Source organism: Litorihabitans aurantiacus (genome assembly GCF_030161595.1).
Classification (GTDB): domain Bacteria; phylum Actinomycetota; class Actinomycetes; order Actinomycetales; family Beutenbergiaceae; genus Litorihabitans; species Litorihabitans aurantiacus.
In genome coordinates, this window is sequence record NZ_BSUM01000001.1 from 211,669 (window position 1) to 232,619 (window position 20,951).

At 74.8% G+C, this 20,951-nt stretch carries 19 protein-coding genes, 3 tRNA genes and 1 pseudogene; 14 read left to right on the forward strand and 9 right to left on the reverse strand.

The window, feature by feature from the left end; genetic code table 11:
* Positions 1–8 precede the first annotated feature (8 nt).
* The gene (locus QQK22_RS01010; RefSeq protein ID WP_284248722.1) at positions 9–1,121 is read left to right on the forward strand and encodes a GNAT family N-acetyltransferase; all 1,113 of its coding nucleotides are present in this window, start codon (positions 9–11) and stop codon (positions 1,119–1,121) included.
* Positions 1,122–1,142: 21 nt separating this feature from the next.
* Here the strand turns inward: QQK22_RS01010 and purF are convergent, their stop codons facing one another.
* Positions 1,143–2,603 (reverse strand): amidophosphoribosyltransferase, encoded by a 1,461-nt coding sequence (gene purF / locus QQK22_RS01015; RefSeq protein ID WP_284248723.1) that lies wholly within the window; start codon positions 2,601–2,603, stop codon positions 1,143–1,145.
* A gap of 106 nt (positions 2,604–2,709) precedes the next feature.
* Here purF and purM point away from each other — a divergent pair, with 106 nt between their 5' ends.
* Complete coding sequence (gene purM / locus QQK22_RS01020) at positions 2,710–3,810, forward strand: phosphoribosylformylglycinamidine cyclo-ligase (protein ID WP_284248724.1); 1,101 nt, start codon at positions 2,710–2,712, stop codon at positions 3,808–3,810.
* A 160-nt stretch (positions 3,811–3,970) separates the two neighbouring features.
* On the opposite strand, the gene QQK22_RS01025 is transcribed toward purM, so the two are convergent.
* The 3 genes from QQK22_RS01025 to QQK22_RS01035 all read right to left on the reverse strand — a co-directional run bounded on the left by QQK22_RS01025 (position 3,971) and on the right by QQK22_RS01035 (position 5,128).
* Positions 3,971–4,174 (reverse strand): DUF3073 domain-containing protein, encoded by a 204-nt coding sequence (locus QQK22_RS01025; RefSeq protein WP_284248725.1) that lies wholly within the window; start codon positions 4,172–4,174, stop codon positions 3,971–3,973.
* 158 nt (positions 4,175–4,332) lie between these two features.
* The gene (locus tag QQK22_RS01030) at positions 4,333–4,626 is read right to left on the reverse strand and encodes a DUF3618 domain-containing protein (RefSeq protein ID WP_284248727.1); all 294 of its coding nucleotides are present in this window, start codon (positions 4,624–4,626) and stop codon (positions 4,333–4,335) included.
* 103 nt (positions 4,627–4,729) lie between these two features.
* The gene (locus tag QQK22_RS01035) at positions 4,730–5,128 is read right to left on the reverse strand and encodes a phage holin family protein (RefSeq protein ID WP_284248729.1); all 399 of its coding nucleotides are present in this window, start codon (positions 5,126–5,128) and stop codon (positions 4,730–4,732) included.
* A gap of 141 nt (positions 5,129–5,269) precedes the next feature.
* Here QQK22_RS01035 and QQK22_RS01040 point away from each other — a divergent pair, with 141 nt between their 5' ends.
* The 5 genes from QQK22_RS01040 to fni are packed head-to-tail and all read left to right on the forward strand — an operon-like array spanning position 5,270 to position 10,547.
* Positions 5,270–6,253 (forward strand): 5'-3' exonuclease, encoded by a 984-nt coding sequence (locus QQK22_RS01040; RefSeq protein ID WP_284248730.1) that lies wholly within the window; start codon positions 5,270–5,272, stop codon positions 6,251–6,253.
* Positions 6,254–6,262: 9 nt separating this feature from the next.
* Positions 6,263–7,252 (forward strand): mevalonate kinase, encoded by a 990-nt coding sequence (mvk, locus tag QQK22_RS01045; protein WP_284248732.1) that lies wholly within the window; start codon positions 6,263–6,265, stop codon positions 7,250–7,252.
* Positions 7,249–8,283, forward strand: coding sequence for a diphosphomevalonate decarboxylase (gene mvaD / locus QQK22_RS01050; RefSeq protein ID WP_284248735.1), 1,035 nt, complete (start codon positions 7,249–7,251; stop codon positions 8,281–8,283). Before mvk ends, mvaD begins: the two co-directional genes overlap by 4 nt.
* 27 nt (positions 8,284–8,310) lie before the next feature.
* Complete coding sequence (locus QQK22_RS01055; protein WP_284248737.1) at positions 8,311–9,393, forward strand: phosphomevalonate kinase; 1,083 nt, start codon at positions 8,311–8,313, stop codon at positions 9,391–9,393.
* A gap of 56 nt (positions 9,394–9,449) precedes the next feature.
* Entirely contained in the window at positions 9,450–10,547 is a 1,098-nt protein-coding gene (fni, locus tag QQK22_RS01060; RefSeq protein ID WP_284248739.1) for a type 2 isopentenyl-diphosphate Delta-isomerase, read from the forward strand.
* Between the two features lie 149 nt (positions 10,548–10,696).
* Here fni and QQK22_RS01065 read toward each other — a convergent pair whose 3' ends face one another.
* Complete coding sequence (locus QQK22_RS01065; protein WP_284248741.1) at positions 10,697–11,734, reverse strand: asparaginase; 1,038 nt, start codon at positions 11,732–11,734, stop codon at positions 10,697–10,699.
* 101 nt (positions 11,735–11,835) lie between these two features.
* On the opposite strand from QQK22_RS01065, the gene QQK22_RS01070 reads away from it, so the two are divergent.
* A complete protein-coding gene (locus QQK22_RS01070) occupies positions 11,836–13,602 on the forward strand; it encodes a lipase family protein (RefSeq protein ID WP_284248743.1) in 1,767 nt (588 codons plus the stop codon).
* Between the two features lie 45 nt (positions 13,603–13,647).
* On the opposite strand, the gene QQK22_RS01075 is transcribed toward QQK22_RS01070, so the two are convergent.
* The 3 genes from QQK22_RS01075 to QQK22_RS01085 form a co-directional block, all read right to left on the reverse strand.
* Positions 13,648–13,723, reverse strand: a tRNA-Phe gene (locus tag QQK22_RS01075).
* A gap of 47 nt (positions 13,724–13,770) precedes the next feature.
* A tRNA-Asp gene (locus tag QQK22_RS01080) sits at positions 13,771–13,844 on the reverse strand.
* A gap of 71 nt (positions 13,845–13,915) precedes the next feature.
* Positions 13,916–13,988: transfer RNA gene (locus tag QQK22_RS01085), tRNA-Glu, on the reverse strand.
* A 153-nt stretch (positions 13,989–14,141) separates the two neighbouring features.
* On the opposite strand from QQK22_RS01085, the gene QQK22_RS01090 reads away from it, so the two are divergent.
* The 4 genes and pseudogenes from QQK22_RS01090 to QQK22_RS01105 all read left to right on the forward strand — a co-directional run bounded on the left by QQK22_RS01090 (position 14,142) and on the right by QQK22_RS01105 (position 16,500).
* The gene (locus QQK22_RS01090) at positions 14,142–14,825 is read left to right on the forward strand and encodes a DinB family protein (RefSeq protein WP_284248745.1); all 684 of its coding nucleotides are present in this window, start codon (positions 14,142–14,144) and stop codon (positions 14,823–14,825) included.
* Between the two features lie 11 nt (positions 14,826–14,836).
* Entirely contained in the window at positions 14,837–15,184 is a 348-nt protein-coding gene (locus QQK22_RS01095) for a metallopeptidase family protein (protein ID WP_284248747.1), read from the forward strand.
* A gap of 32 nt (positions 15,185–15,216) precedes the next feature.
* On the forward strand, positions 15,217–15,585 hold the full coding sequence (locus QQK22_RS01100; protein ID WP_284248749.1) for an ArsR/SmtB family transcription factor: 369 nt from the start codon (positions 15,217–15,219) through the stop codon (positions 15,583–15,585).
* A pseudogene (locus QQK22_RS01105) lies at positions 15,582–16,500 on the forward strand (cation diffusion facilitator family transporter). The gene QQK22_RS01100 and the pseudogene QQK22_RS01105 overlap by 4 nt, the downstream one beginning before the upstream one ends.
* A 121-nt stretch (positions 16,501–16,621) precedes the next feature.
* Here the strand turns inward: QQK22_RS01105 and galE are convergent.
* Complete coding sequence (gene galE / locus QQK22_RS01110; RefSeq protein ID WP_284248751.1) at positions 16,622–17,581, reverse strand: UDP-glucose 4-epimerase GalE; 960 nt, start codon at positions 17,579–17,581, stop codon at positions 16,622–16,624.
* Positions 17,582–18,024: 443 nt separating this feature from the next.
* On the opposite strand from galE, the gene QQK22_RS01115 reads away from it, so the two are divergent.
* Together QQK22_RS01115 and QQK22_RS01120 are read left to right on the forward strand one after the other, a co-directional pair.
* Complete coding sequence (locus tag QQK22_RS01115; RefSeq protein WP_284252463.1) at positions 18,025–19,737, forward strand: DEAD/DEAH box helicase; 1,713 nt, start codon at positions 18,025–18,027, stop codon at positions 19,735–19,737.
* A gap of 127 nt (positions 19,738–19,864) precedes the next feature.
* Positions 19,865–20,920, forward strand: a complete 1,056-nt coding sequence (locus QQK22_RS01120; protein WP_284248753.1) for an App1 family protein phosphatidate phosphatase — start codon at positions 19,865–19,867, stop codon at positions 20,918–20,920.
* Positions 20,921–20,951: the final 31 nt, after the last annotated feature.

Genomic DNA, 20,951 nt, shown 5'->3' on the forward strand with positions numbered 1-20,951 from the left:
TCGGCGCCGTGACCACCACCGACCACCCCGCTCCTGACGGCCTCGAGCTGCGCCCGCTCACGATCCCGACGGCGATCGACGCCCCCGACGCCGGCGACTTCGCCGAGATGGTGCGGGTGCGCAACGAGGTCTACCGCCTGGTGTCCGGCCACGACGACCACGCGATCACGGCGGCCGAGCTGCTCCCGTACTACGCCCCCGGGGCGCACGAGAAGCGGCTCACCTGGATCGCGGTGCTGGACGGCGCCGTCGTCGGACGCCTGGGGCTGGACCTGCCGCACGAGGGCGGAGGCGCCGTCGGGCTCGTGCAGATCGAGCTGCACCCGGAGGTCTGGGGGCGCGGGATCGGGGGCGCGGCGATGGCGCTGATCGAGCGGACCGCGCGCGAGCACGGTCGCACCACGCTGCAGTGCTGGGCGGAGCACCACGAGGTGACGGGCGGCGGTGGGGACCGCCTGGCGCCACCCACGGGATTCGGCAGCGTCCCCGCCGACGCGCACAACACCCGCTTCCTGCTCGCGCACGGATTCGCGCTGGAGCAGGTCGAGCGCGCGAGCGTCCTGGACCTGACCGACCCCGCCACCACCGCGCGGATCGAGGCGCTGCTGGCGGACGCGCGCACGCACGCGGCGGAGTACGACGTCGTGTCCTGGCAGGCGCCGACGCCGCCCGAGCACGTGGCGGGATACGCGTGGCTGAAGTCGCGGATGGCGACCGACGTGCCCGCGGCTGCGATGGAGACGCCCGAGGAGGTCTGGGACGCGGCGCGCGTGGCCGAGCACGACACCCGCTACACCGCCGCGGGGCGCACGCTGCAGGTCGTCGCGGCCCGGCACACCGCCACGGGCGAGCTGTGCGCGTTCACCGAGCTCGTGGGCAACCAGGACCGCACGACGGCGACGCACCAGGAGGACACCCTCGTGCTCCGCGAGCACCGCGGGCACCGGCTGGGAGCGCTGGTGAAGGGCGAGGCGATCCTGCGCTGGCGCGGAGTCGCCCCGACCTCGCCGCGGGTGATGACGTGGAACGCCGAGGAGAACCGGCCGATGCTCGCCATCAACGAGGCCATGGGTTTCGTACCGCTGGTGTCCGAGGGGGCGTGGCAGAAGCGGCTGGCGTGAGCGCGGTGGTGAGTCGTCGCCTCAGGAGCTGATGGTCTTCTCGACCCACTCGAGGTACTCGTCGTCGACACGGCCGGCGATGTAGCGGCCGTCGAAGCAGCTCATCTCCAGGTCGGTGACCTCGCTCTGACCCTCGAGGATCGCCGACTTCATGTCCTCGACCTCCTGGTAGACGAGGAAGTCGGCGCCGAGCGCCGTGTTCGCCTCGGGGATCGTGCGGCCGTGCGCGATGAGCTCGCTGCGCGTGGGCATGTTGATGCCGTAGACGTGCGGGTAGCGCACCGGGGGAGCCGCCGAGGCGAACGTGACGCGCGCGGCGCCGGCCGCCCGGGCCATGTCGACGATCTGGCGCGAGGTGGTGCCGCGCACGATCGAGTCGTCCACGATGAGGATCGACTTCCCCTTGAACTCCGACCCCATCGCGTTCAGCTTCTGCCGCACCGACTTCTTGCGCTCACCCTGCCCCGGCATGATGAACGTGCGGCCCACGTACCGATTCTTGTAGAACCCCTCGCGGTACTCCAGGCCGAGCCGGCGCGCCACCTGCATCGCGGCCGGGCGGGCCGAGTCCGGGATGGGCATGACGACGTCGATCGAGCCGGTGGGCGTGTAGCGCGCCACCGTCGAGGCGAGCCGGTCACCGAGGCGCAGGCGGGCGTCGTAGACGGAGATGCCGTTCATCGTGGAGTCCGGACGGGCGAGGTAGACGTACTCGAACGAGCACGGCACCAGGCTCGGATTCGGGTGGCACTGGCGCGAGGTCATCTCGCCGCCCATCGTGATGAACACGGCCTCACCCGGTGCCACCTCGCGGAACACCTCGTAGCCGTAGGCCTCCGGCACCAGGGACTCGGACGCGACGATCCAGTCCTCGCCGGTCAGCGTCGACTCGCGGCGCCCCAGCGTCAGCGGCCGGATGCCCTTCGGGTCGCGGAACGCGAGCATGCCGTAGCCCGCGATCATCGCGATGACGGCGTAGGAGCCCTCGATCCGCTCGTGCACGCGCTCGACCGCGGTGAAGATCTGGTCGGTGTCGAGGTGGTTGCCGCTCATCACCTGCTGGAGCTCGGTGGCGAGCACGTTGAGCAGCAGCTCCGTGTCCGAGTGCGTGTTCATGTGCCGGCGGTCGACGTCGAAGAGGTCGTCGCGCAGCTCGCGCACGTTGGTGAGGTTGCCGTTGTGGACGAGCATGATCCCGTACGGCGCGTTGACGTAGAAGGGCTGGCTCTCCTCCTCGGCGGACGCCTTGCCCTGGGTCGCGTACCGCACGTGCCCGAGGCCCATGGTGCCGAGCAGCTTGCGCATGTCCCGGGTGCGGTAGGCCTCGCGGACCTGCCCCTTGGCCTTGACGACGTGGAAGACGCTCCCCTCCGCCGTCGCGATGCCGGTGGAGTCCTGGCCGCGGTGCTGCAGCAGGGACAGGCTGTCGTAGATGAGCTGGGACGCCGCCTCGTTCGAGACGGCTCCCACGATGCCGCACATGGAAGCGCTGCTCCAGGGGGTGGGGGGATCGTGTCGTGCGATTCTCCCACGCGCACGGGGTGGTCGTGCCGGGATGGGGCGCGGGGCGAGACGGTAGGTTGACCGGGTGAGCGATCTCTACAGCCGGGCCGGAGTCGACGTCGAGGCGGGGGACCGCGCCGTCGAGCTGATGAAGGCGGCGGTCGCCCGCACGCAGGGGGCGCAGGTGCTCGGGGGCGTGGGCGGGTTCGCCGGCCTCTGGGACGCATCAGACCTCCTGACCTACCGCAAGCCGCTCCTGGCGACCTCGACCGACGGCGTCGGCACGAAGGTCGCGCTCGCGCAGCGCCTGGACAAGCACGACACGATCGGGATCGACCTGGTGGGGATGGTCGTCGACGACATCGTCGTCACCGGCGCGAAGCCCCTGTTCATGACCGACTACATCGCGTGCGGCCGCGTCGTGCCCGAGCGCATCGCCGCCGTCGTGGCCGGGATCGCGCGCGGGTGCTCGGAGACGGGGACCGCGCTGGTCGGCGGCGAGACCGCCGAGCACCCGGGGCTGCTCGAGCCCGACGAGTACGACGTCGCGGGCGCGGCCACCGGGGTCGTCGAGGCCGACGCGGTGCTCGGCCCGGACCGGGTGCGCGACGGCGACGTCCTCCTCGCGATGGCATCCTCGGGCCTGCACGCCAACGGCTACTCGCTCGTGCGCCACGTGCTGGCCGAGACCGGCTGGGACCTCGCGCGCCACGAGGACGACCTCGGCCGCACGCTGGGGGAGGAGCTGCTCGAGCCGACCCGGCTCTACACGCGCGCGTGCCTCGACCTGGTCGCGCACGCCGAGGTGCACGCGTTCACGCACGTCACCGGCGGCGGCCTCGCCTCGAACCTCGCGCGGGTGCTGCCCGCGGGGCTCGTGGCCGACGTGGCGCGCGGCTCGTGGACGGTGCCGCCCGTGTTCCAGCTCCTGGCGCGCGGCGCGGGGTCGGAGCTCGAGGGGTTCGAGGGGACGCTGAACCTCGGGGTCGGGATGGTGGCGGTGCTGCCGGCGTCCCAGGTCGAGGCGGCGACGGCTCGGCTCGCGGCCGCGGGCGTGGCGGCGTGGGAGCTGGGCACGGTCCGCGTCGAGACCCCCGACGACGCCACGCACCACGCGCTCGTCAGCGGCACCAAGGGGGTGCGCGGCGGCGCCGTGCTGCTGCACGGGAGCTACCGCACCGCCTGAGGTCGGCACCTCCCTGCGGCCCTCGCTGGCGACGGCGAGGGCGGAGCGGGCTCTCGGCCATCGCGCGGCCGGCGGCTGCGGGCACGACGAACCCGCCGGTCACCAGGGTGAGTCGGCGGGGAGGTCGTGCAGGCGATGGGACCGCAGGGTCCGCGAGCGCTCAGCTACGAGGGGCGGGGCGCCACTCGTCGGTGTCGGGCTCGTCCTCGTCGTCGTCGAGATCGACGGCGCCGCCCGGGGAGCCGTACGCACCCGGTTCGTGACCGAGCTCCTTCTCGAGTGCTCGGTAGTCGGTCTCCGGGCTGTAGTACTTCAGCTGCCGGGCGACCTTGGTCTGCTTCGCCTTTTGACGGCCGCGTCCCATGGACTCGACCCCCTCCGCTCGGGTGCCGGTCCGCCACCGTCGTGACGTAGGAGAACCGGTGAGTGTGTATGTGCCGGGCACCAGATTACACGCCACGATCGCCCCGAACCACCGACGCGTGGGTGGCAGGGGTCACGGGGCGTTCGCCCGCTGAGACGCTACTTCTTGCGCAGCGAGACGAGGACGACGACGACCAGCGCGACGACCACGCCGCCCGCGATCGCGAGCGCCTTGGGGTCGCGGCGCTTCACGTCACCGACGAAGGTGGTCGCGGCATCCTGCGCGACGGCGGCGCGGGCCTTCGCCGCCTCGGCCACCTCGGCGGCGGCCTCGCTCGCTCGGTCCTTGGCGGCGGCCACCTGGGCCTTCGGGTTCACCCGGTCGGCCAGCTCGTCGACCGTGCGGCTCAGCTCGGCCCGCGTGCGGGCGTTGTCTGCCTCGATCTCCGCCACCGAGCGCTTGGCGGGCTCCTGCTCGGGCAGCTCGATCTGGGGGCCGGGGGCGTCGCCGGGGCGTAGCCCTCGTCGTGGACGTCGCCGGTGCGGTGCTGCTCGCTCATGAGGTGAACCCGTCCTTCACGATCTCGATGTCCTGCTTCAGGTGCGTCACCGGGTCGGGCGTGACCTTCTTGGCCGCCTCGAGCGACTTCTTGCCCACGAGTGCGAGCACGCCGGCCAGCAGGAGCAGGGCGCCCGCGACGATCAGGGCGGCGACCCACGCCGGCAGGACCGTCGCGATGCCGAGGACGGCGGCCGCCAGCAGGACGAGGAGTGCGAGGAAGCCGAACAGGCCGGCGCCCACGAACAGCCCGACACCCAGGCCCATCGCCTTGCCCTTGGCGGCGACCTGCGCCTTGAGCAGGTCGACCTCCCCGCGCACGAGTGCGGTGAGCTGCTGCGAGAGCCGGGCGACCAGCTCGCCGATGGTGGGCTGCAGCGGGGATCCGCTCGCCATGGTGCCTCCTGGGGACGTTGCCGCGTCGGTGGCGGGCCGCCGGAGCGGGCCCGCCTGCTTCGTGTGTCCCATTCTTGCGCCTCCCGTGCGCAAAGCGTGCCACCGGCTGAGATGTCGGTGCCCCGTGCCACACTCAGCGGCATGCCGGCACTGCTGCTCCTGGACGCCGCGTCCATGTACTTCCGCTCCTTCTACGGGGTGAAGGGGGACGTCACCGCGCCCGACGGGAGCCCGGTCGGCGCCGTGCGCGGGTTCACCGACGCCGTCGCCACGCTCGTCGCCACCCGCCGGCCCTCGCACGTGGTCGCGTGCTGGGACGACGACTGGCGGCCGGCGTTCCGCGTCGCCGCGATCCCCTCGTACAAGGCGCACCGGGTCGCGGGTGGTGCGTCCGCGGCGGGTCGCGACGGCGCGGCCGAGGAGGTCCCGGACGCGCTCGTCCCCCAGGTGGGGGTGATCGCCGAGGTGCTCGCTGCCGTCGGGATCGCGCGCGTCGGCGCCCCGGGGTGCGAGGCGGACGACGTGATCGGGACGCTCGCGACGCGCGCGGTGGCGGATCCGCCGGCGGGTGTGGACGCCGTCGAGATCGTCACGGGCGACCGCGACCTGTTCCAGCTCGTCGACGAACCCGCGACCAGCGCGTCCGGTGTGCCCGTGCGCGTCCTCTACACCGGTCGCGGCATGCGCAACCTCGAGACCGTCGACACCGCCCGACTCGTGGAGAAGTACGGCGTCGCCGACGGCGAGGGGTACGCGGCCATGGCCGCGCTGCGCGGTGACCCCTCGGACGGCCTGCCCGGTGTCGCCGGCGTGGGGGAGAAGACCGCGGCGGGCCTGCTGGGCACGTACGGCTCGCTCGGCGGCGTGGTCGCCGCGGCGCAGGACACCGCCGAGAGGCGGATGTCGCCGTCGGTCCGGGGCAAGATCCTCGCGGCGCTGGACTACCTCGCCGTCGCGCCCACCGTCGTGCGCGTGCTGCGCGACGCCGAGCTGCCGGCCCACGAGAGCCTGCTCCCGCCGCGTCCGCGCGACCCCGAGACGCTCGAGCAGCTGGCGGAGCGCTGGGGGCTGACATCGTCTGTCGAGCGCCTGGTCGCGGCGCTCGCGAAGGCGGACCGCGGGTAGCGTGGAGCCGTGCTGAGAACGGGTCGTGGCGTCGCCCACGCCAAGGTCATCCTGTTCGGGGAGCACGCCGTGGTGCACGGGGAGCCCGCCATCGCGATGCCGCTGGACGTTCTGGGTGTGCGTGCGACGGTGCGCCACCGACCCGGCGAGCTGAGCGTCGTCAGCGACCTCTACACCGGTCCGCTCGCGCAGGCGCCGGAGCTGATGAGCTCGCCGCGCGCCGTCGTGCACGCCGCGCTCGACCGCGTCGGGCTGCCGCTGCGCGACCTCGAGATCGCGGTCGTCGGCGACGTCCCGCACGCGCGCGGACTCGGGTCGAGCGCCGCCGTGGCGGGCGCGCTCGTCCGGGCGATCGCCGACTACGCGGGCGTCACCCTGACGGAGGCGGAGCACCTCGCGCTCGTCGACCTCGGGGAGCGGCTGGCCCACGGCACGCCGTCGGGTCTCGACGCCCGGGCGACCTCGGCGGACGCGATGGTGTGGTTCGAGGCTGGTGTGGCACGCCGGCTCGCGACGCGGACGTCGGCGGTGCTCGTCGTGGCCGACTCGGGCCTGGCGGGGCGCACACGCACCGCGGTGGCCGACGTCGCGGCGTTCCTCGAGCGGCGCCCGGTGCGCGGTGCCGCGCTGATCGCCGGCCTCGGTGCGCTCGCCCAGGGGGCGGCGCTGGACCTGGCCGCGGGGCGGGCCGAGCAGGTCGGGGCGAAGATGTCCCAGGCCCAGGGGATGCTGCGCGAGCTCGGGGTCTCCAGCCCGGAGCTCGACGCGCTGATCGACGCCGCGACGGCGGCGGGCGCGCTCGGGGCCAAGCTCACGGGCGGTGGCCAGGGCGGCTGCGTCATCGCGCTCGTACGGGACGAGGCGGGGGCGGTCGTGGTCGACGCCGCGATGCGCGCGGCCGGTGCCGTGACGGTCTGGCACCACCCGATCGGGCCGGACGGCGCTGCGGGGGTCGCCTCCGGCACGAGCCCCGACGACGTCCAGGTGGAGACGACGTGACCGCACCCCTGGCTGCCGCGACCGCGACGGCCCACGCGAACATCGCCCTCGTGAAGTACTGGGGCAAGCGCGACGCCGACCTCATGCTCCCGGCGACGTCCTCGCTCTCGCTGACGCTCTCGACGTTCGACACCACGACGCGGGTGGAGCTGGCACCCGCGGGCGGGTCCGGCGAGGTGACCGCGACCCTCGACGGCGCGCCCCTGACGGGCCCGGCGCTGGCGAAGGTGCAGCGGTTCGTCGACCTCGTGCGCACGCGCGACGACGTCGAGGGCGACCTCGCCGGCCGCGGTGCGCGCGTCACCTCCGTGAACACCGTGCCCACCGGGGCCGGGCTGGCCAGCAGCGCCTCGGGGTTCGCGGCGCTCGCGGGCGCGACCGCAGCGGCGTACGGGCTGGATCTCGCGCCCCGCGACCTGTCGCGGCTCGCGCGCCGGGGGTCCGGGTCGGCGTCCCGCTCGGTCCACGGCGGCTTCGTCGTCTGGCACGCGGGCGACCTCGCCGATCCCGTCCGGGGCGATCTCACATCGTTCGCCGAGCCCGTGCCGGCCGCGGCCGACCTCGACGTCGCGATGGCCGTCGTCGTGCTGGACGCCGGTCCCAAGAGCATCGGCAGCCGCGAGGCGATGGCGCGGACCGTCGCGACGTCGCCGTACTTCCCCGCGTGGGTCGAGCACACGGAGGTCGACGTCGCGCAGGCCCGGGACGCGATCGCGGCCGGCGACCTCGCGCAGCTCGGCGAGATCGCGGAGGCGAGCGCGATGCGCATGCACGCCACGATGCTGGCCGCCCGCCCGGCCGTCCGCTACCTCGCGCCCGCCTCGCTCGGGGTGCTCGACGCCGTCGCCGGCCTGCGCGCGAGCGGCACCGGCGCCTGGGCCACCATGGACGCCGGACCGAACGTCAAGGTGCTGTGCGCGCGCGTCGATCTGGACGCCGTCGTCGCGGCGCTCGAGGTCGGGGGCGACGGCGGGCGGCGGCGCGTGCTGCGCGCGCTGCCCGGGCCCGGGCTCGCGGTGACGCGTGGCTGACGGAACCGCCGGTCGCGCGGGGCTCCGGTGAGCGTCACCGCCGAGATCGACGCCGGGCCGGAGGACGGCGAGCAGCTCGCGCACGCACCGGGCAAGCTCTTCGTCTCGGGCGAGTACGGCGTGGTCGAGCCCGGTCAGCCCGCTGTGCTGGTCGCCGTGGACCGCCGGCTGACGGTGAAGGTCCGGCCCGCGGTCGAGACCCAGGACCTGACGGGGCGCGGCTGGTCCTACGTCGCGGCCGTCCGGGACGTCATGGACGCGCTCGCGCGAGCCCACGGGCGGCCGCGGCCGCCGTTCCGGGTGCGCACGCTGAGCGATCTCGAGGACGCCGACGTCGACGGCACGGGTCCGCGCAAGTACGGTCTCGGATCCTCGGCGGCGGTGACGGCCGCGGGCGTCGTCGCGCTGGACGCGTGGCACGGGCTGGGGCTCACCCGCGAAGAGCTGCTGCGCGCGGCGCTGCTGGTGACGCTGCGGGTCAACCCCCGGGCCTCGGGCGCCGACGTCGCGACGTGCCTCGTGGGTGGGTGGACCGCGTACTCCTCGCCCGAGCGTGCGTGGGTCCGCGAGCGGGTCGGGGACGGTGCCAGCGCCGACCCGGGGGCGCTCGCCGACCTGGTCGCGCAGCCGTGGCCGGGACTGGAGGCGCGCGCCCTGCCGACGCCGTCGTTCGAGGTCGCGATCGGGTGGACCGGGGCACCGGCCTCGACCGTCTCCCTCGTGGCGGCGGTGCGCGCGGCAGGTCGGCTGCCCGGCTGGTTCGTGGCCGCCGCGGCGACGTGCGCGCGGGAGGTGGCCGCCGCCGTCGAGCGCGACGACCTGACCGACGCGAGCGAGGCCGTCAGGGCCAACCGTGCGCATCTGCGCGCGCTGGCCGACGCCGTCGGCGTGCCGATCGAGACCCCGGTGCTGACCGCGCTGGCCGAGGTCGCGGACGGACTGGGCGTCGCGGCGAAGCCGTCCGGCGCCGGTGGCGGCGACTGCGGCGTGGCACTCGTGGCGGGGGCCGAGAAGCGGACCCGGCTCGAGGAGGCGTGGCGCGCCGCGGGGGTGGTGCCGCTGGGGGCGCGCCTCGCCGTCGGGACCGTGCTGGGTGAGCGGGCTGGGTGAGCGGCCCGGGTGACCGGACTCGGTGACCACGCCCTCCCCGGGGGATGATCGGAGACGTGAGCAGCGAGACCCCCGACCCGACGGCGCAGCGCAAGGACGACCACATCCGCCTCGCGATGGCGCAGCACGCCCCGCAGACGGTGCGCGACTACGACCACGTGCGCTTCGTGCACCACGCGCTCGCGGGCGGTGACCGCGACGCCGTCGACCTCGCCTCGCCGGCCCTCGGCTGGCCGGTGCCGCTCTACGTGACCGGGATGACCGGGGGCACGGCCCAGGCGGCCGAGATCAACCGTGGGCTCGGCGTCGTCGCGCGCGAGACCGGGCTGCCCGTGGCGTGCGGCTCGATGGGCATCGTGCTGCGGCAGCCGGAGGTTGCCGAGAGCTTCACCGTGCTGCGTCGGGAGAACCCTGACGGGTTCGTGATGGCCAACACCAACGCGAACGTCACGGGCGCCCAGGCCGCGCGGATCGTGGAGATCATGGGCGCCGACGCGCTGCAGGTCCACGTCAACGCCGCGCAGGAGACCGCGATGCCCGAGGGTGACCGCGACTTCTCCCACTGGCGCGACAACATCGCGGCGATCGTCGAGGCGGTGGGCGTCCCGGTCATCGCCAAGGAGGTCGGGGCCGGGCTCTCGCGCGGCACGGTCGCGGCGCTGCGGGACGCCGGGGTCGCCGGCGTGGATCTCGCCGGGCGGGGCGGGACGGACTTCAGCGCGATCGAGTCGGCGCGCCGGACGGACTCCGGCCGGGCGTACCTGGCGGGGTGGGGCCAGTCCTCGGTGGCGTCGCTGCTCGAGGTGGCCGGGTTGGCGCGCGTGGGGAGTGACGGCGGAGTGGCCCTGCTCGCGTCGGGCGGCGTGCGGCATCCGCTCGACGTGGTGCGCGCGCTCGCGCTCGGGGCCGACGCCGTCGGAGTGGCCGGGCAGTTCCTGCACGTGCTGACGACGGCGGGCGTGGACGCGCTCGTCGGGCTGTTGCACGAGTGGCTGGCGGAGATCGCCGACCTGATGGCGCTGCTCGGGGCGCGCGACGTCGTCGGGCTGCGGGAGACGGACGTGCTGGTCACGGGGCCCCTGCGGGAGTACGCGGAGCTGCGCGGTGTCGACCTGACCGCCTACGCGCGCCGCAGCCCCTGGTCGCGCGCCTGATCCTTCACGAGGGGTCTCTGGGGCGCCGCGAGGTACTTGTGGGGGTTCGCGAGGTACCTCCGGGTCGCTGATCCTCTCGGGGAGCGTCGGAAAACCTCTCGGGGAGGGTCGGTAATCCTCTCGGGGAGGGTCGGCAAAAGCTCTCGCGGTCAGAGGGTGGGGCGCAGGCGGCCGACGACGGCGTCCCCGCCGCGCACGTCCGTCGGCAGCGTGGCCAGGGCCGCGACCGCGTCGGCGGCCAGCGCGCCCTGTGCGACCAGCAGCGCGAGCGCGGCGACGCTCGTGGCCCGCGCCCCGCCGTCGAGCACCTTGAGCGCGACCACGTGACCGTCCGGCGCCGCCATCACCATCACGCCCTCGGCACCGCCCTTGGCGAACGTGCCGAGCCGCTCGATCACCTCGGTGTTCTCGCGGCCGGGACCGTCGATCGCCCAAGGATCGGCGTGCACGGCGGCGATCACGCGAGCGACGGCGCGGTCGCGGCCGTCCGCGGCGTCGGCGCTCGCGGTGGTGGCCCAGCGGATCGTCCGGGCCAGCGCGACCAGCGACAGCGCGTGCACCGGGGCGCCGCAGCCGTCGATCGCGGTCGCCGCCACCCGCTCGCCCGCCACGCGCTCGAGCAGCGCGAGCGTCGCGCGCTGCAGCGGGTGCGCCGGGTCGAGGTAGTCGTGCGTGCTCCAGCCCTGCGCGCGGCAGGCGAGCAGCATCGCCGCGTGCTTGCCGGAGCAGTTCATCCGCAGGCGCGAGGGCGCCTCGTCGCGCAGCGTCATCGCGGAGCGCGTGGCGGAGTCCGACGGCGCGGCGACCGGGCAGCGCAGGTCCTGCTCGCCCAGACCGCCGCTCGTCAGCATCTCCCGCACGACGGCGACGTGGGCGTCCGTCCCGGAGTGCGACGCGGTCGCGAGCGCGAGCTGCGGCCCGGTGAGGTCCGCCCCGAGCGCGATCGCGGTGGCCGCCTGGACCGGCTTGAGCGTGGAGCGCGGGAGGATCGGCGTGCTCGTGTCGCCGAGGGCTCGCGCGACGGCGCCGTCGGGAGCCAGCACGACGGCGGAGCCCAGGTGCCGCGACTCCACGAACCCCGAGCGCTCGAGCACCGCGAGCTCGACGGCGTCGGCTGCGGTGAAGGTCTCGAGGGCGGCGGCGGCGGGGGCGGTGGTCGGCGCGGCGGCCGTGGAGCGATCGGTCACCGCACCATCCCACCACGGGCGCCGGTGCGCCCCCGCGCGGCAGCGGGTGCGCGGTTCCGGCGTCGCGGGCCGGTGTCGGTGCCGCCACCTACGCTCGGGGCATGCCCCCGTCACCGTCCCGTCGCCGGGTGCTGTCGGCCGTCGTCGGGCTCGTGCTCGTCGCGGCCGGAGCCGTGGCGCTGACGCGTCCGCTGGCGACGCTGCTCGTGCTCGCCGTCGTCGCCGGCCCGGCCGTGGTGCTGGGGGCGGTGCGGGCGCTCGCGTCGCCGTCGACCGGGTCGGACCTGACGCCGTCGTGGCGCGGCGGCCGCGCGCGGTGGTGGGCCGCCGGGGTGCTCGCCGCGGTACTCGCGGTCGGGGCGCTGCTCGACGTCCCCCGCGCCGTCGGGCTCCTGCCGTGGCTGGTCGCGCTCACCCTGCTCGGCGCGGCCGCTCGCCTCGTGCTGCGCGCCGTGCGGGGCACCGGCCGTGCGCCGCGCCCGGTGACGCTGCTGGCGGCGGTGGCGTGCGCCGTCGCCGCTTGGCCGGTCCTCACCTGGCCGGACCTGGCGCTCCTGCTGCTCGCGACGACGTCGGCCCTCTCCGCGGTCGTCGTGGGTGTGCGGCAGCTCGTCCGGGCGGTGCGCCCTCGGCGAGGCCGCCGCACCGCCCCCCGCTGGCTCGTCGCGACGGGCTTCGTGACGGCGTCGACCCTCGTCCTCCTCGCGACGGCCGGCCTCGGCTGGCTGCGCTCCGACGTCGCCCCCGTGCCCGACTTCTACGCCTGGGACGGCGCGATCCCGGCGGAGCCCGGGACGGTGCTGCGGACCGAGGCGTACGACGGCGAGGTGCCGCCGGCGTCGTCGGCCACACGCGTGCTCTACACGACCACCCGCCAGGACGGGTCCGCGGCGGTGGCGAGCGCCGTCGTCGTGGTCCCCGACGGCGAGAGCGCCGCGCCGCGCACCGTGCTCGCGTGGCAGCACGGCACGACCGGCGTCGCGCAGCGGTGCGCGCCCAGCCTCACGGCCGAGGCGGTGACGGAGCGGAACGTGCCCGGGGTGGGGGAGATGGTCCGGCGGGGCTGGGTGGTGGTCGCGACCGACTACCCCGGTCAGGGCACGGCCGGCCGCTACCCGTACCTGATCGGGCAGGGGGAGGGTCGCGCGACCCTCGACGCGGTGCGGGCGGCCCGCGCCCTGCCCGCGGCGCAGGCCGGGGAGCGCGTGATGCTCTGGGGCCACTCGCAGGGCGGTCACGCCACGCTGTGGGCGGGTCGCATCGCCGCCGACTACGCCCCCGAGCTCGAGGTGGCGAGCGTGGCGGCGCTCTCGGCCGCGAGCGACCCCCTCGCGCTCGCCCACGCGGTGCTCGACGACGGCGCCTCCCCGCTCGGGCGCGCCATCACGTCCTACGTCCTGGTCCCGTACGCCCAGGAGTACCCCGACATCCGGCTCGTCGACACGGTCCACCCCGCCGGGCGGGTGTTCGCCTCGGAGGCAGCGAGCCGCTGCGCGAGCGAGCGCGGCATGCTCGTGACCGTGCTGGCGGCGGTCGCGCTGGGGGACCGCGACGCGCTGTACGACCTCGACCTCGAGGGTGGCCCCGTGGCCGAGCGGCTGCGCGAGAACGCCGCGGACGGCCTCGTGCCGGCGCCCCTGTTCCTCGGCCAGGGTGCCGACGACGAGGTGGTCCCGATCGACATCCAGCGGACGCTGGCGGGACAGCTGTGCGCGGCTGGTCGCGACGTCGAGGTGCACGAGTACGAGGGCCGCACGCACATGGGGGTGATCGCGGGGGACTCGCCGCTGCTGCCGGACCTGTTCGCGTGGGTGGACGCGCTGGACGCCGGGGAGCGCGAGGGGGTGCCACGCGGCTGCCAGTCCTAGGACGACGAAGCCCCGCTCCGGATGCACCGGGCGGGGCTGTCGATCTGGTGGCTCCGACGGGCGTCGATCCCGTGACCTCACGATTTTCAGTCGTGCGCTCTACCAACTGAGCTACAGAGCCTTGGTGAAAGATCAGCCGGCCACCTGGGTGACCGGCTGATCCATCTGCGACCCCGACGGGACTTGAACCCGCGACCTCCGCCGTGACAGGGCGGCGCGCTAACCAACTGCGCTACGGGGCCTCGTGGTGGAGCTTGACCTGCGAAACTGCCGAACGAGACCGTACCACTTCACTTCCAGCTCAGCGAATCCGTACCCCCAACGGGATTCGAACCCGTGCTGCCGCCGTGAAAGGGCGGAGTCCTAGGCCGCTAGACGATGGGGGCCCGTACTGCGTTGAGCGCCCGTGACACCGAAGTGCCCCAGAACCTCGTGAAGCATACGTGAGAGATCTTCGATCGCCCAAATCGGCGTCGTTGCAGCGCTCTCGGGCGTTGCATATCTCGGCCGGCCCCGGCGCGCCAAGTAGCGTGGGCGGCATGGTCGCTGAGAGTGGTTCCGGTTCTGGCACCGGTGCGGACGACGTCGTCGACCCGGAGAAGGACCTCCTGAACCGCTACCTGCGCAAGGCCAGGCGCGAGCTGCTGGGGACGCTCGACGGGCTGTCGGAGGAGGAGGTCCGGCGGCCGGTCGTCCGGACGGGGACGAACCTCCTCGGGCTCGTGAAGCACGTCGCGAGCGTGGAGATCGAGTACTTCGGGCTCGTGTTCGGCAGGCCCGGGCCCGCGCTGCCGTGGATGGACGACCGCGAGGAGACGAACGCCGACATGTGGGTCCCCGCCGACGTGCCACGGACCGACGTCCTGGCGCTGCAGGCGCGATCGGTCGTGATCGCGGAGGCGACGATCGCGGAGCTGCCGCTGGACGCCGTCGGGCTCGTGCCGTGGTGGGGCGACCGCGGTGACGTGACGCTGCGCCAGGTGCTGGTGCACGTGATCGCCGAGGTGGCACGGCACGCGGGGCACGCCGACGTCGTGCGCGAGCTCCTCGACGGCCGCGCCGGGCACGGCGACGGGAACCTGGCGCCGCTCGACGACGACGCGTGGGCCGTGCACCGGGCGCGGCTGGCCGACGCGGCCACGGAGGCCGGGCGGCGGTGGCCGGGAGGGCCGGACTCCGGCGGGTTCGACGGGTCTGACGAGTCCGACGGCGGGGCGGCCTGATGCCGGTCGAGATGACGCTCGAGGACTTCGAGGTCTGCGTGGGGGAGGGTCTCGACCTCGTTCCGGACGAGCTCGCGGCCCTGATGGACAACGTCGTCGTGCTCGTGGAGGACCTGCCGCCGAGCGAGGAGCCGCAGGACCTGCTCGGCCTCTACGACGGCACGCCGCTGACCGAGCGCGACGGGTGGTGGGCCGCCGGCTCGCTGCCCGACCGGATCACGATCTTCCGGCTGCCGACGCTGGCGATGTGCGAGGACGCCGAGCACGTGGCCGAGGAGGTGGCGGTGACGGTGGTGCACGAGATCGCGCACCACTTCGGGATCAGCGACGAGCGTCTGCACGAGCTGGGCTGGGACTGACGCTGATCGTTCCGGGCCGCTATCATCGACGTATGACGATGATTCGCGACGGCGCCGACGGTGCCTGCGCCCCGGCGGACGACCGCCACGACCACGCGGCCGTCGCCGCGGTCTTCCGCGCGCTCGCCGATCCCGCGCGGCTCACGATCGTGCACGCGCTGGCCGACGGCGAGCTCCGGGTCACCGACCTCGTCACCCGCGTCGGGCTCGCCCAGTCGACGACGTCGGCGCACCTCGCCGTGCTTCGGGAGTCGGGCCTGGTCTCGCCGCGGGCCCAGGGCCGCGCCACCTTCTACCGACTCACGACGTCGGCGCTCCTCGCGCTGGTGGACCGCGCCGAGGAGCTGCTCGACGACGGGTTGCACGCCGTCGTGCACACGCACGAGGGAGGTGCGCCGTGAGCCACGGGCACGCGCACGGCGCGACGACGGCGGGTCAGCGGCACCGTCCCCGGCTGGTCGCGGCGCTCGCCATCACGGTGACGGTCCTCGTGATCGAGGTGGTCGCCGCGCTGGTCACCGGCTCGCTCGCGCTGCTGGCGGACGCCGGGCACATGCTCTCGGACGCGGCGGGGCTGGCGATCGCCCTGGTGGCGACGTGGCTCGCGGCCCGTCCGGCGACCGACCGGTGGACCTTCGGGTGGCAGCGGGCCGAGGTGCTCGCGGCGCTGGTCAACGGCGTCGTGCTCATCGTCGTCGGGACCCTCGTGATCGTGGAGGGTGCGGCGGCTCGGCGAGCCGGGGGAGGTGGGCGGATCCCTGATGCTGGCCGCGGGGCTCGTCGGGCTCGCGGCCAACCTCGTGTCGCTGCGGCTGCTGCGGGCGGGGCGACACGAGAGCCTGAACGTGCGCGGCGCCTACCTCGAGGTGCTCGGGGACCTGCTGGGGTCGGTCGCGGTGGTCGCAGCCGCCGTCGTGATCGCGGTGACCGGGTGGCAGCGGGCCGACGCCGTCGCCTCCATCACTATCGGCGTGCTCATCGTGCCGCGGGCGATCGCGCTGCTCAGGGACGTCGCACGCGTGCTGCTCGAGGGGGCGCCGGCGGAGGTGTCGGTGGAGCGGGTGCGCGAGCACCTGGAGGCGGTGCCCGGGGTCGTGGCGGTCCACGACCTGCACGCGTGGACCATCACGTCGGGGGTGCCGGTGCTCTCCGCGCACGTGGTGGTGGCCGACGGCGCCGCCGCGGCCGGTCGGTGCGCGGTGCTGGACGAGCTGCAGGCGTGCCTGGCGGGTCACTTCGACGTCGAGCACTCGACGCTGCAGATCGAGCCCGCCTCGCACGTGCGCGACCACCCCGAGGGCGCAGCGCACGCGTAGGGCGAGATCCCCAGAAGTCTCGCGGCGTCCCCAAAGTCTCTCGCGGACGTCCTGAAGTCTCTCGCGAAGCCCCAGAAGTACCTCGCGGGCTCCCACCAAGCCCTCGCGAACGGGGGTGGGGTCAGTCGCGGGGGCGCGCCGCCCAGGCCGAGGCGACCATGTCGGTGACGGTGTGGCGCATCGCCCAGTCGATGTCGCGGGCGGCGAGCGTGCCGTCGGCCACGATCCGGTCGGGGTCGCCGGCGCGGCGCGGACCGATCTCGGGCGTGAAGTCCTGGCCCGTCGCGGCGGCGAAGGCGTCCATGATCTGGCGCACCGAGAGGCCGTCGCCGCTGCCGAGGTTGTAGACGCGCTCGAGCTCGCGCCCGCCCTCCAGCGCCTGCGCGGCGGAGACGTGCGAGGTCGCGAGGTCGACGACGTGCACGTAGTCGCGCACGTTCGTCCCGTCCGGCGTGGCGTAGTCCTCGCCGTTGATGCGCGGCGTCCGGCCCTCGCTGAGCGCCTTGATCACGAGCGGGAAGAGGTTGTGCGGCGAGGTGTCCGCGAGCTGCGTGGTGCCCGACCCGACCACGTTGAAGTAGCGCAGCGACGTGTGGCGGATGCCGTGGGCGCGCCCGGCGTCGGCGATCAGCCACTCGCCGATGAGCTTGGACTCGCCGTAGGGCGACTCGGGGCTGGTCGCCGTCGTCTCGGTCACGAGGTCCGTGCGCGGCGTGCCGTAGGTCGCGGCGGAGGAGGAGAAGACGAGGTTGCCGACGCCCGCGGCCACCATCGCCTCGAGCAGGCTGACGGTCCCCGTCACGTTCTGCGTGTAGGTGTGCAGCGGCTCCCTGACCGAGACGCCCGCGTACTTGAAGCCGGCCAGGTGAACGACTCCGGTGACGCCGTGCTCGCGCAGCGCCGCGGTGACGGCGGGGGTGTCCAGGAGGCTCGTCTCGACGAACGGCACACCGTCCGGCACGTAGTCGCGGTGGCCGCTGGAGAGGTCGTCGAGCACGACGACGTCGATCCCCGCCTCCCCGAACGCCCGCACCACGTGCGACCCGATGTAGCCCGCACCCCCGGTGACCATCCACGACATGACGACTCCCTCGTTCCCAGTCCACCTCGGCCGCCTCGACCCACCTCGGCCGAGCGATCAGAAACTACCACGAACCAACATTCCCGAACGTGGTCGGCGACGGCGTCGCCCGCCCCGACGGTAGCGGGTGCGGGCGGGGCGGACGCGTCGGCGACCCCGCGTGTGGGAGGATGGTCGCGACGGCGCACCCTTGCGCCGTGCCGCGAGATCTTCCGCCCCGCGGGCCTGCACCCGGCACACTGCCGATCGCCGCGCCCGCAGCGCCAGCCGCACCCGGGCGATCGCATCCTTCCGCGGCCAAGGCCGCGAGACGCGGGCGCCGCAGGCGCCACGTCACGCCGAAGCAGAACTGGACCCCCGTGTCTTCTCCCTCCTCCGCGCCCTCGACGGCGCCCGCAGCGTCCGCACCCGCCGACGCCGCCCCCTCCTTCGCCGACCTCGGCATCCCCGAGAGCCTCATCACCTCCCTCGCGGACCGCGGCATCACCGCGCCGTTCCCGATCCAGGTCGCCACGCTCCCCGACTCCCTCGCCGGCCGCGACGTGCTCGGCCGCGGCCGCACCGGCTCGGGCAAGACTCTCGCGTTCGCCATCCCGGTCGTCACGCGCCTCGCACCGGGTCGTCGTGCCGAGCCCAGCCGCCCGCGCGCCCTCGTGCTGGCCCCCACCCGTGAGCTCGCCAACCAGATCACCGAGACGCTCGCGCCGCTCGCAAAGGCCGCCCGCCTGAGCATCACGACGATCTTCGGCGGCGTCGGCCAGGGCAAGCAGGTCTCCGCCCTCCGCGGCGGCATCGACATCCTCGTCGCGTGCCCCGGCCGCCTCGAGGACCTCATGGGCCAGAAGCTCGTCTCGCTCGACGGCGTCGAGATCACGGTGCTGGACGAGGCCGACCACATGGCCGACCTCGGCTTCCTCCCGGGTGTCACGCGCATCATGCGCGCCACGCCCGCCGTCGGGCAGCGCCTGCTGTTCTCCGCGACCCTCGACAACGGCGTGGACGTGCTCGTCAAGCGGTTCCTCGACAAGCCCGTCACGCACTCGGTCGACCCGGCCAGCTCGCCGGTCGCCGCGCTGACCCACCACCTCTTCGAGGTCGGTGGCGCCGAGGAGAAGAAGGACATCGTCGAGGCGCTCGCCTCGGGCCGTGGCCGCCGCCTGCTCTTCATGCGCACCAAGCACCAGGCGCGCCAGATGGCGCGCCGCCTCACCGCGGCCGGCATCCCCGCCACAGACCTGCACGGCAACCTGTCCCAGGGGGCGCGCGAGCGCAACCTCGCCGCGTTCCACTCCGGGGACGTGCGCGTCATGGTCGCCACGGACATCGCCGCGCGCGGCATCCACGTCGACGACGTCGACCTCGTCGTGCACGTCGACCCGCCGGCCGAGCACAAGGCGTATCTGCACCGCTCGGGCCGCACGGCGCGCGCGGGCGCGGGCGGCGACGTCGTCACCCTCGTCCTGCCCGAGCAGCGCGGCGACGTGCGCCAGCTGACGCGCGCCGCCAAGATCACCGCGACGCCGCAGCGCGTGCGCGCCACCGACGCGGCCGTGACGGCGCTGGTCGGCGAGGTCGCCCCGCGCGTGGCCCCCGGGGCCATGCCCGCGGGCGCCGCGACCAAGCCCGAGCCGCAGCAGCCGCGCCGCAAGGGTGCCGGCGGCGGTTCCGGTCGCTCGGCCCAGGGTGGGCAGGGCGGCCAGGGTGGTCGGGGTCGCCAGGGCGGTCAGGAGGGCCAGACCCGGGCGGCGGTCGACGGCGGTGCATCCGCCCCGAGCGGCGAGGGCTCCGGCGGTGGTCGCCGTCGCGGACGTGGCCGCGGGCGCGGCGCAGCCGGTGCCGCGGCTCCCGTCGGCGCGTCCGCCCGCACGTCCGAGGGCCGCCCGTCCGGCGGTCGTGGCGACGGCGGCGCTCGCGGCGGCGAGTCGCGCGGCGGCGGGCAGGCCGCCGGCGCGCCCGGTGGTCAGCACCAGCGCCGCGGTCAGCGGTCGGCGGCCAAGGGTCCCAAGGGCGAGTCGCGCGGCGGCGGCGTCCGCGGGTCGGGCGCCCGCAGCGGTGGTGGTGCCGGCGGACGTGGCAAGGGCCGCGGCTCGGCTCCCGTCACGTACTCCACGAGCACCGGCGGTGGCGGCGGCTTCGTCCAGATGACGCAGCGCTGACAGCCTGACGCGATCGCGACGGCGGCGCCCGACCTCGGTCGGGCGCCGTCGTCGTCACCTCTTCGCCCCGCCGACCACGTCGCAGCCGATCCGACGCATCCGACCCGATCTCGGGCAGGGTGGAGGGATGGCAGACGTCTCCCGCGGTCCGAACCTCGCAGCCTCCATCGAGGCCTCGCTCGAGCGGCGCGCCGCCACGGTGCTGGCCCGCCGCGGCTGGCGCCCCACCCCGGTGGTGTACGACACCTACGGCCGCGCCGCCGTCGACGGCGAGGGCGGCTGGATCCGCCTGCTGTGCCGCGTGCTGGTCATGCCGCCGACGGCGCGGCGCAGCGCCGAGGGTCGCTCGCGCGGCTTCCGGCGCTACCTGTCCGTCTCGGCGCCGGACCTCCCGGTCCGGGTGCGGATCGGCGACACGGTGCACCGGGTGCGCACCGAACCGGGCGGCTACCTCGACGTCCGGCTGCCGGTGAACCTGCCCGCCGGGCAGCACGAGGTCCACGTGGAGGTCCCGGGCGGGGCCGATCCCGGCCGCGGTCGCGTGGACGTGGTCGACCCGGCCATCGGCCGCGGCGTCGTCAGCGACATCGATGACACGGCGATGATCACGCTGCTGCCCTCGCCGCTGCAGGCCTTCTGGAACACCTTCGTGATGCAGGAGGGGCAGCGGCGCCCCGTGCCCGGCATGGCGACGTTCCTCGGCCGCGAGAACCAGGGCTTCATCGTCTACGTCTCGACCGGCGCGTGGAACTACGCCCCGGTGATCCGCCACTTCCTGGACCGCTACGAGTTCCCCGCGGGTGCGCTGATCCTCACCGACTGGGGACCCTCGGCCCAGCGCTGGTTCCGCTCCGGCCTCGAGCACAAGCGCACGCAGCTGCGCCGGCTGCGCGAGGAGTTCCCGGAGCTGCGCTGGGTCCTCGTGGGCGACGACGGGCAGCGCGACCCCGGCATCTACGCCGAGTTCGCCGCCGAGTTCCCGCAGGCCGTCGACACGGTCGCGATCCGTACGCTCACGCCCGCCGAGCACCTCCTCACCGCCGGGACGCCGCTGGCGCCCGACGAGCTCGCGCGGCGGGTGCCGGTCGTCGGGCTCGAGGGGCGTGACCCGGCGGAGATCCCCGACGGCGTGCGGCAGCTGCGCGGCGGCGACGGCAACGCGCTGGTGGTCGCCTCGCTCTAGCGACGCGCGGATGGACGACGGCGCGCGCCGA

What these genes read in the sequence shown, in the direction of transcription:
- purF (WP_284248723.1), bottom strand. Translation starts at nt 2,603, where the DNA reads ATGTGCGGCATCGTGGGAGCCGTCTCGAACGAGGCGGCGTCCCAGCTC.
- QQK22_RS01025 (WP_284248725.1), bottom strand. Translation starts at nt 4,174, where the DNA reads ATGGGACGCGGCCGTCAAAAGGCGAAGCAGACCAAGGTCGCCCGGCAG.
- QQK22_RS01035 (WP_284248729.1), bottom strand. Translation starts at nt 5,128, where the DNA reads ATGGCGAGCGGATCCCCGCTGCAGCCCACCATCGGCGAGCTGGTCGCC.
- QQK22_RS01040 (WP_284248730.1), top strand. Translation starts at nt 5,270, where the DNA reads ATGCCGGCACTGCTGCTCCTGGACGCCGCGTCCATGTACTTCCGCTCC.
- QQK22_RS01070 (WP_284248743.1), top strand. Translation starts at nt 11,836, where the DNA reads ATGCCCCCGTCACCGTCCCGTCGCCGGGTGCTGTCGGCCGTCGTCGGG.
- QQK22_RS01090 (WP_284248745.1), top strand. Translation starts at nt 14,142, where the DNA reads ATGGTCGCTGAGAGTGGTTCCGGTTCTGGCACCGGTGCGGACGACGTC.
- QQK22_RS01095 (WP_284248747.1), top strand. Translation starts at nt 14,837, where the DNA reads ATGACGCTCGAGGACTTCGAGGTCTGCGTGGGGGAGGGTCTCGACCTC.
- QQK22_RS01100 (WP_284248749.1), top strand. Translation starts at nt 15,217, where the DNA reads ATGACGATGATTCGCGACGGCGCCGACGGTGCCTGCGCCCCGGCGGAC.
- galE (WP_284248751.1), bottom strand. Translation starts at nt 17,581, where the DNA reads ATGTCGTGGATGGTCACCGGGGGTGCGGGCTACATCGGGTCGCACGTG.
- QQK22_RS01120 (WP_284248753.1), top strand. Translation starts at nt 19,865, where the DNA reads ATGGCAGACGTCTCCCGCGGTCCGAACCTCGCAGCCTCCATCGAGGCC.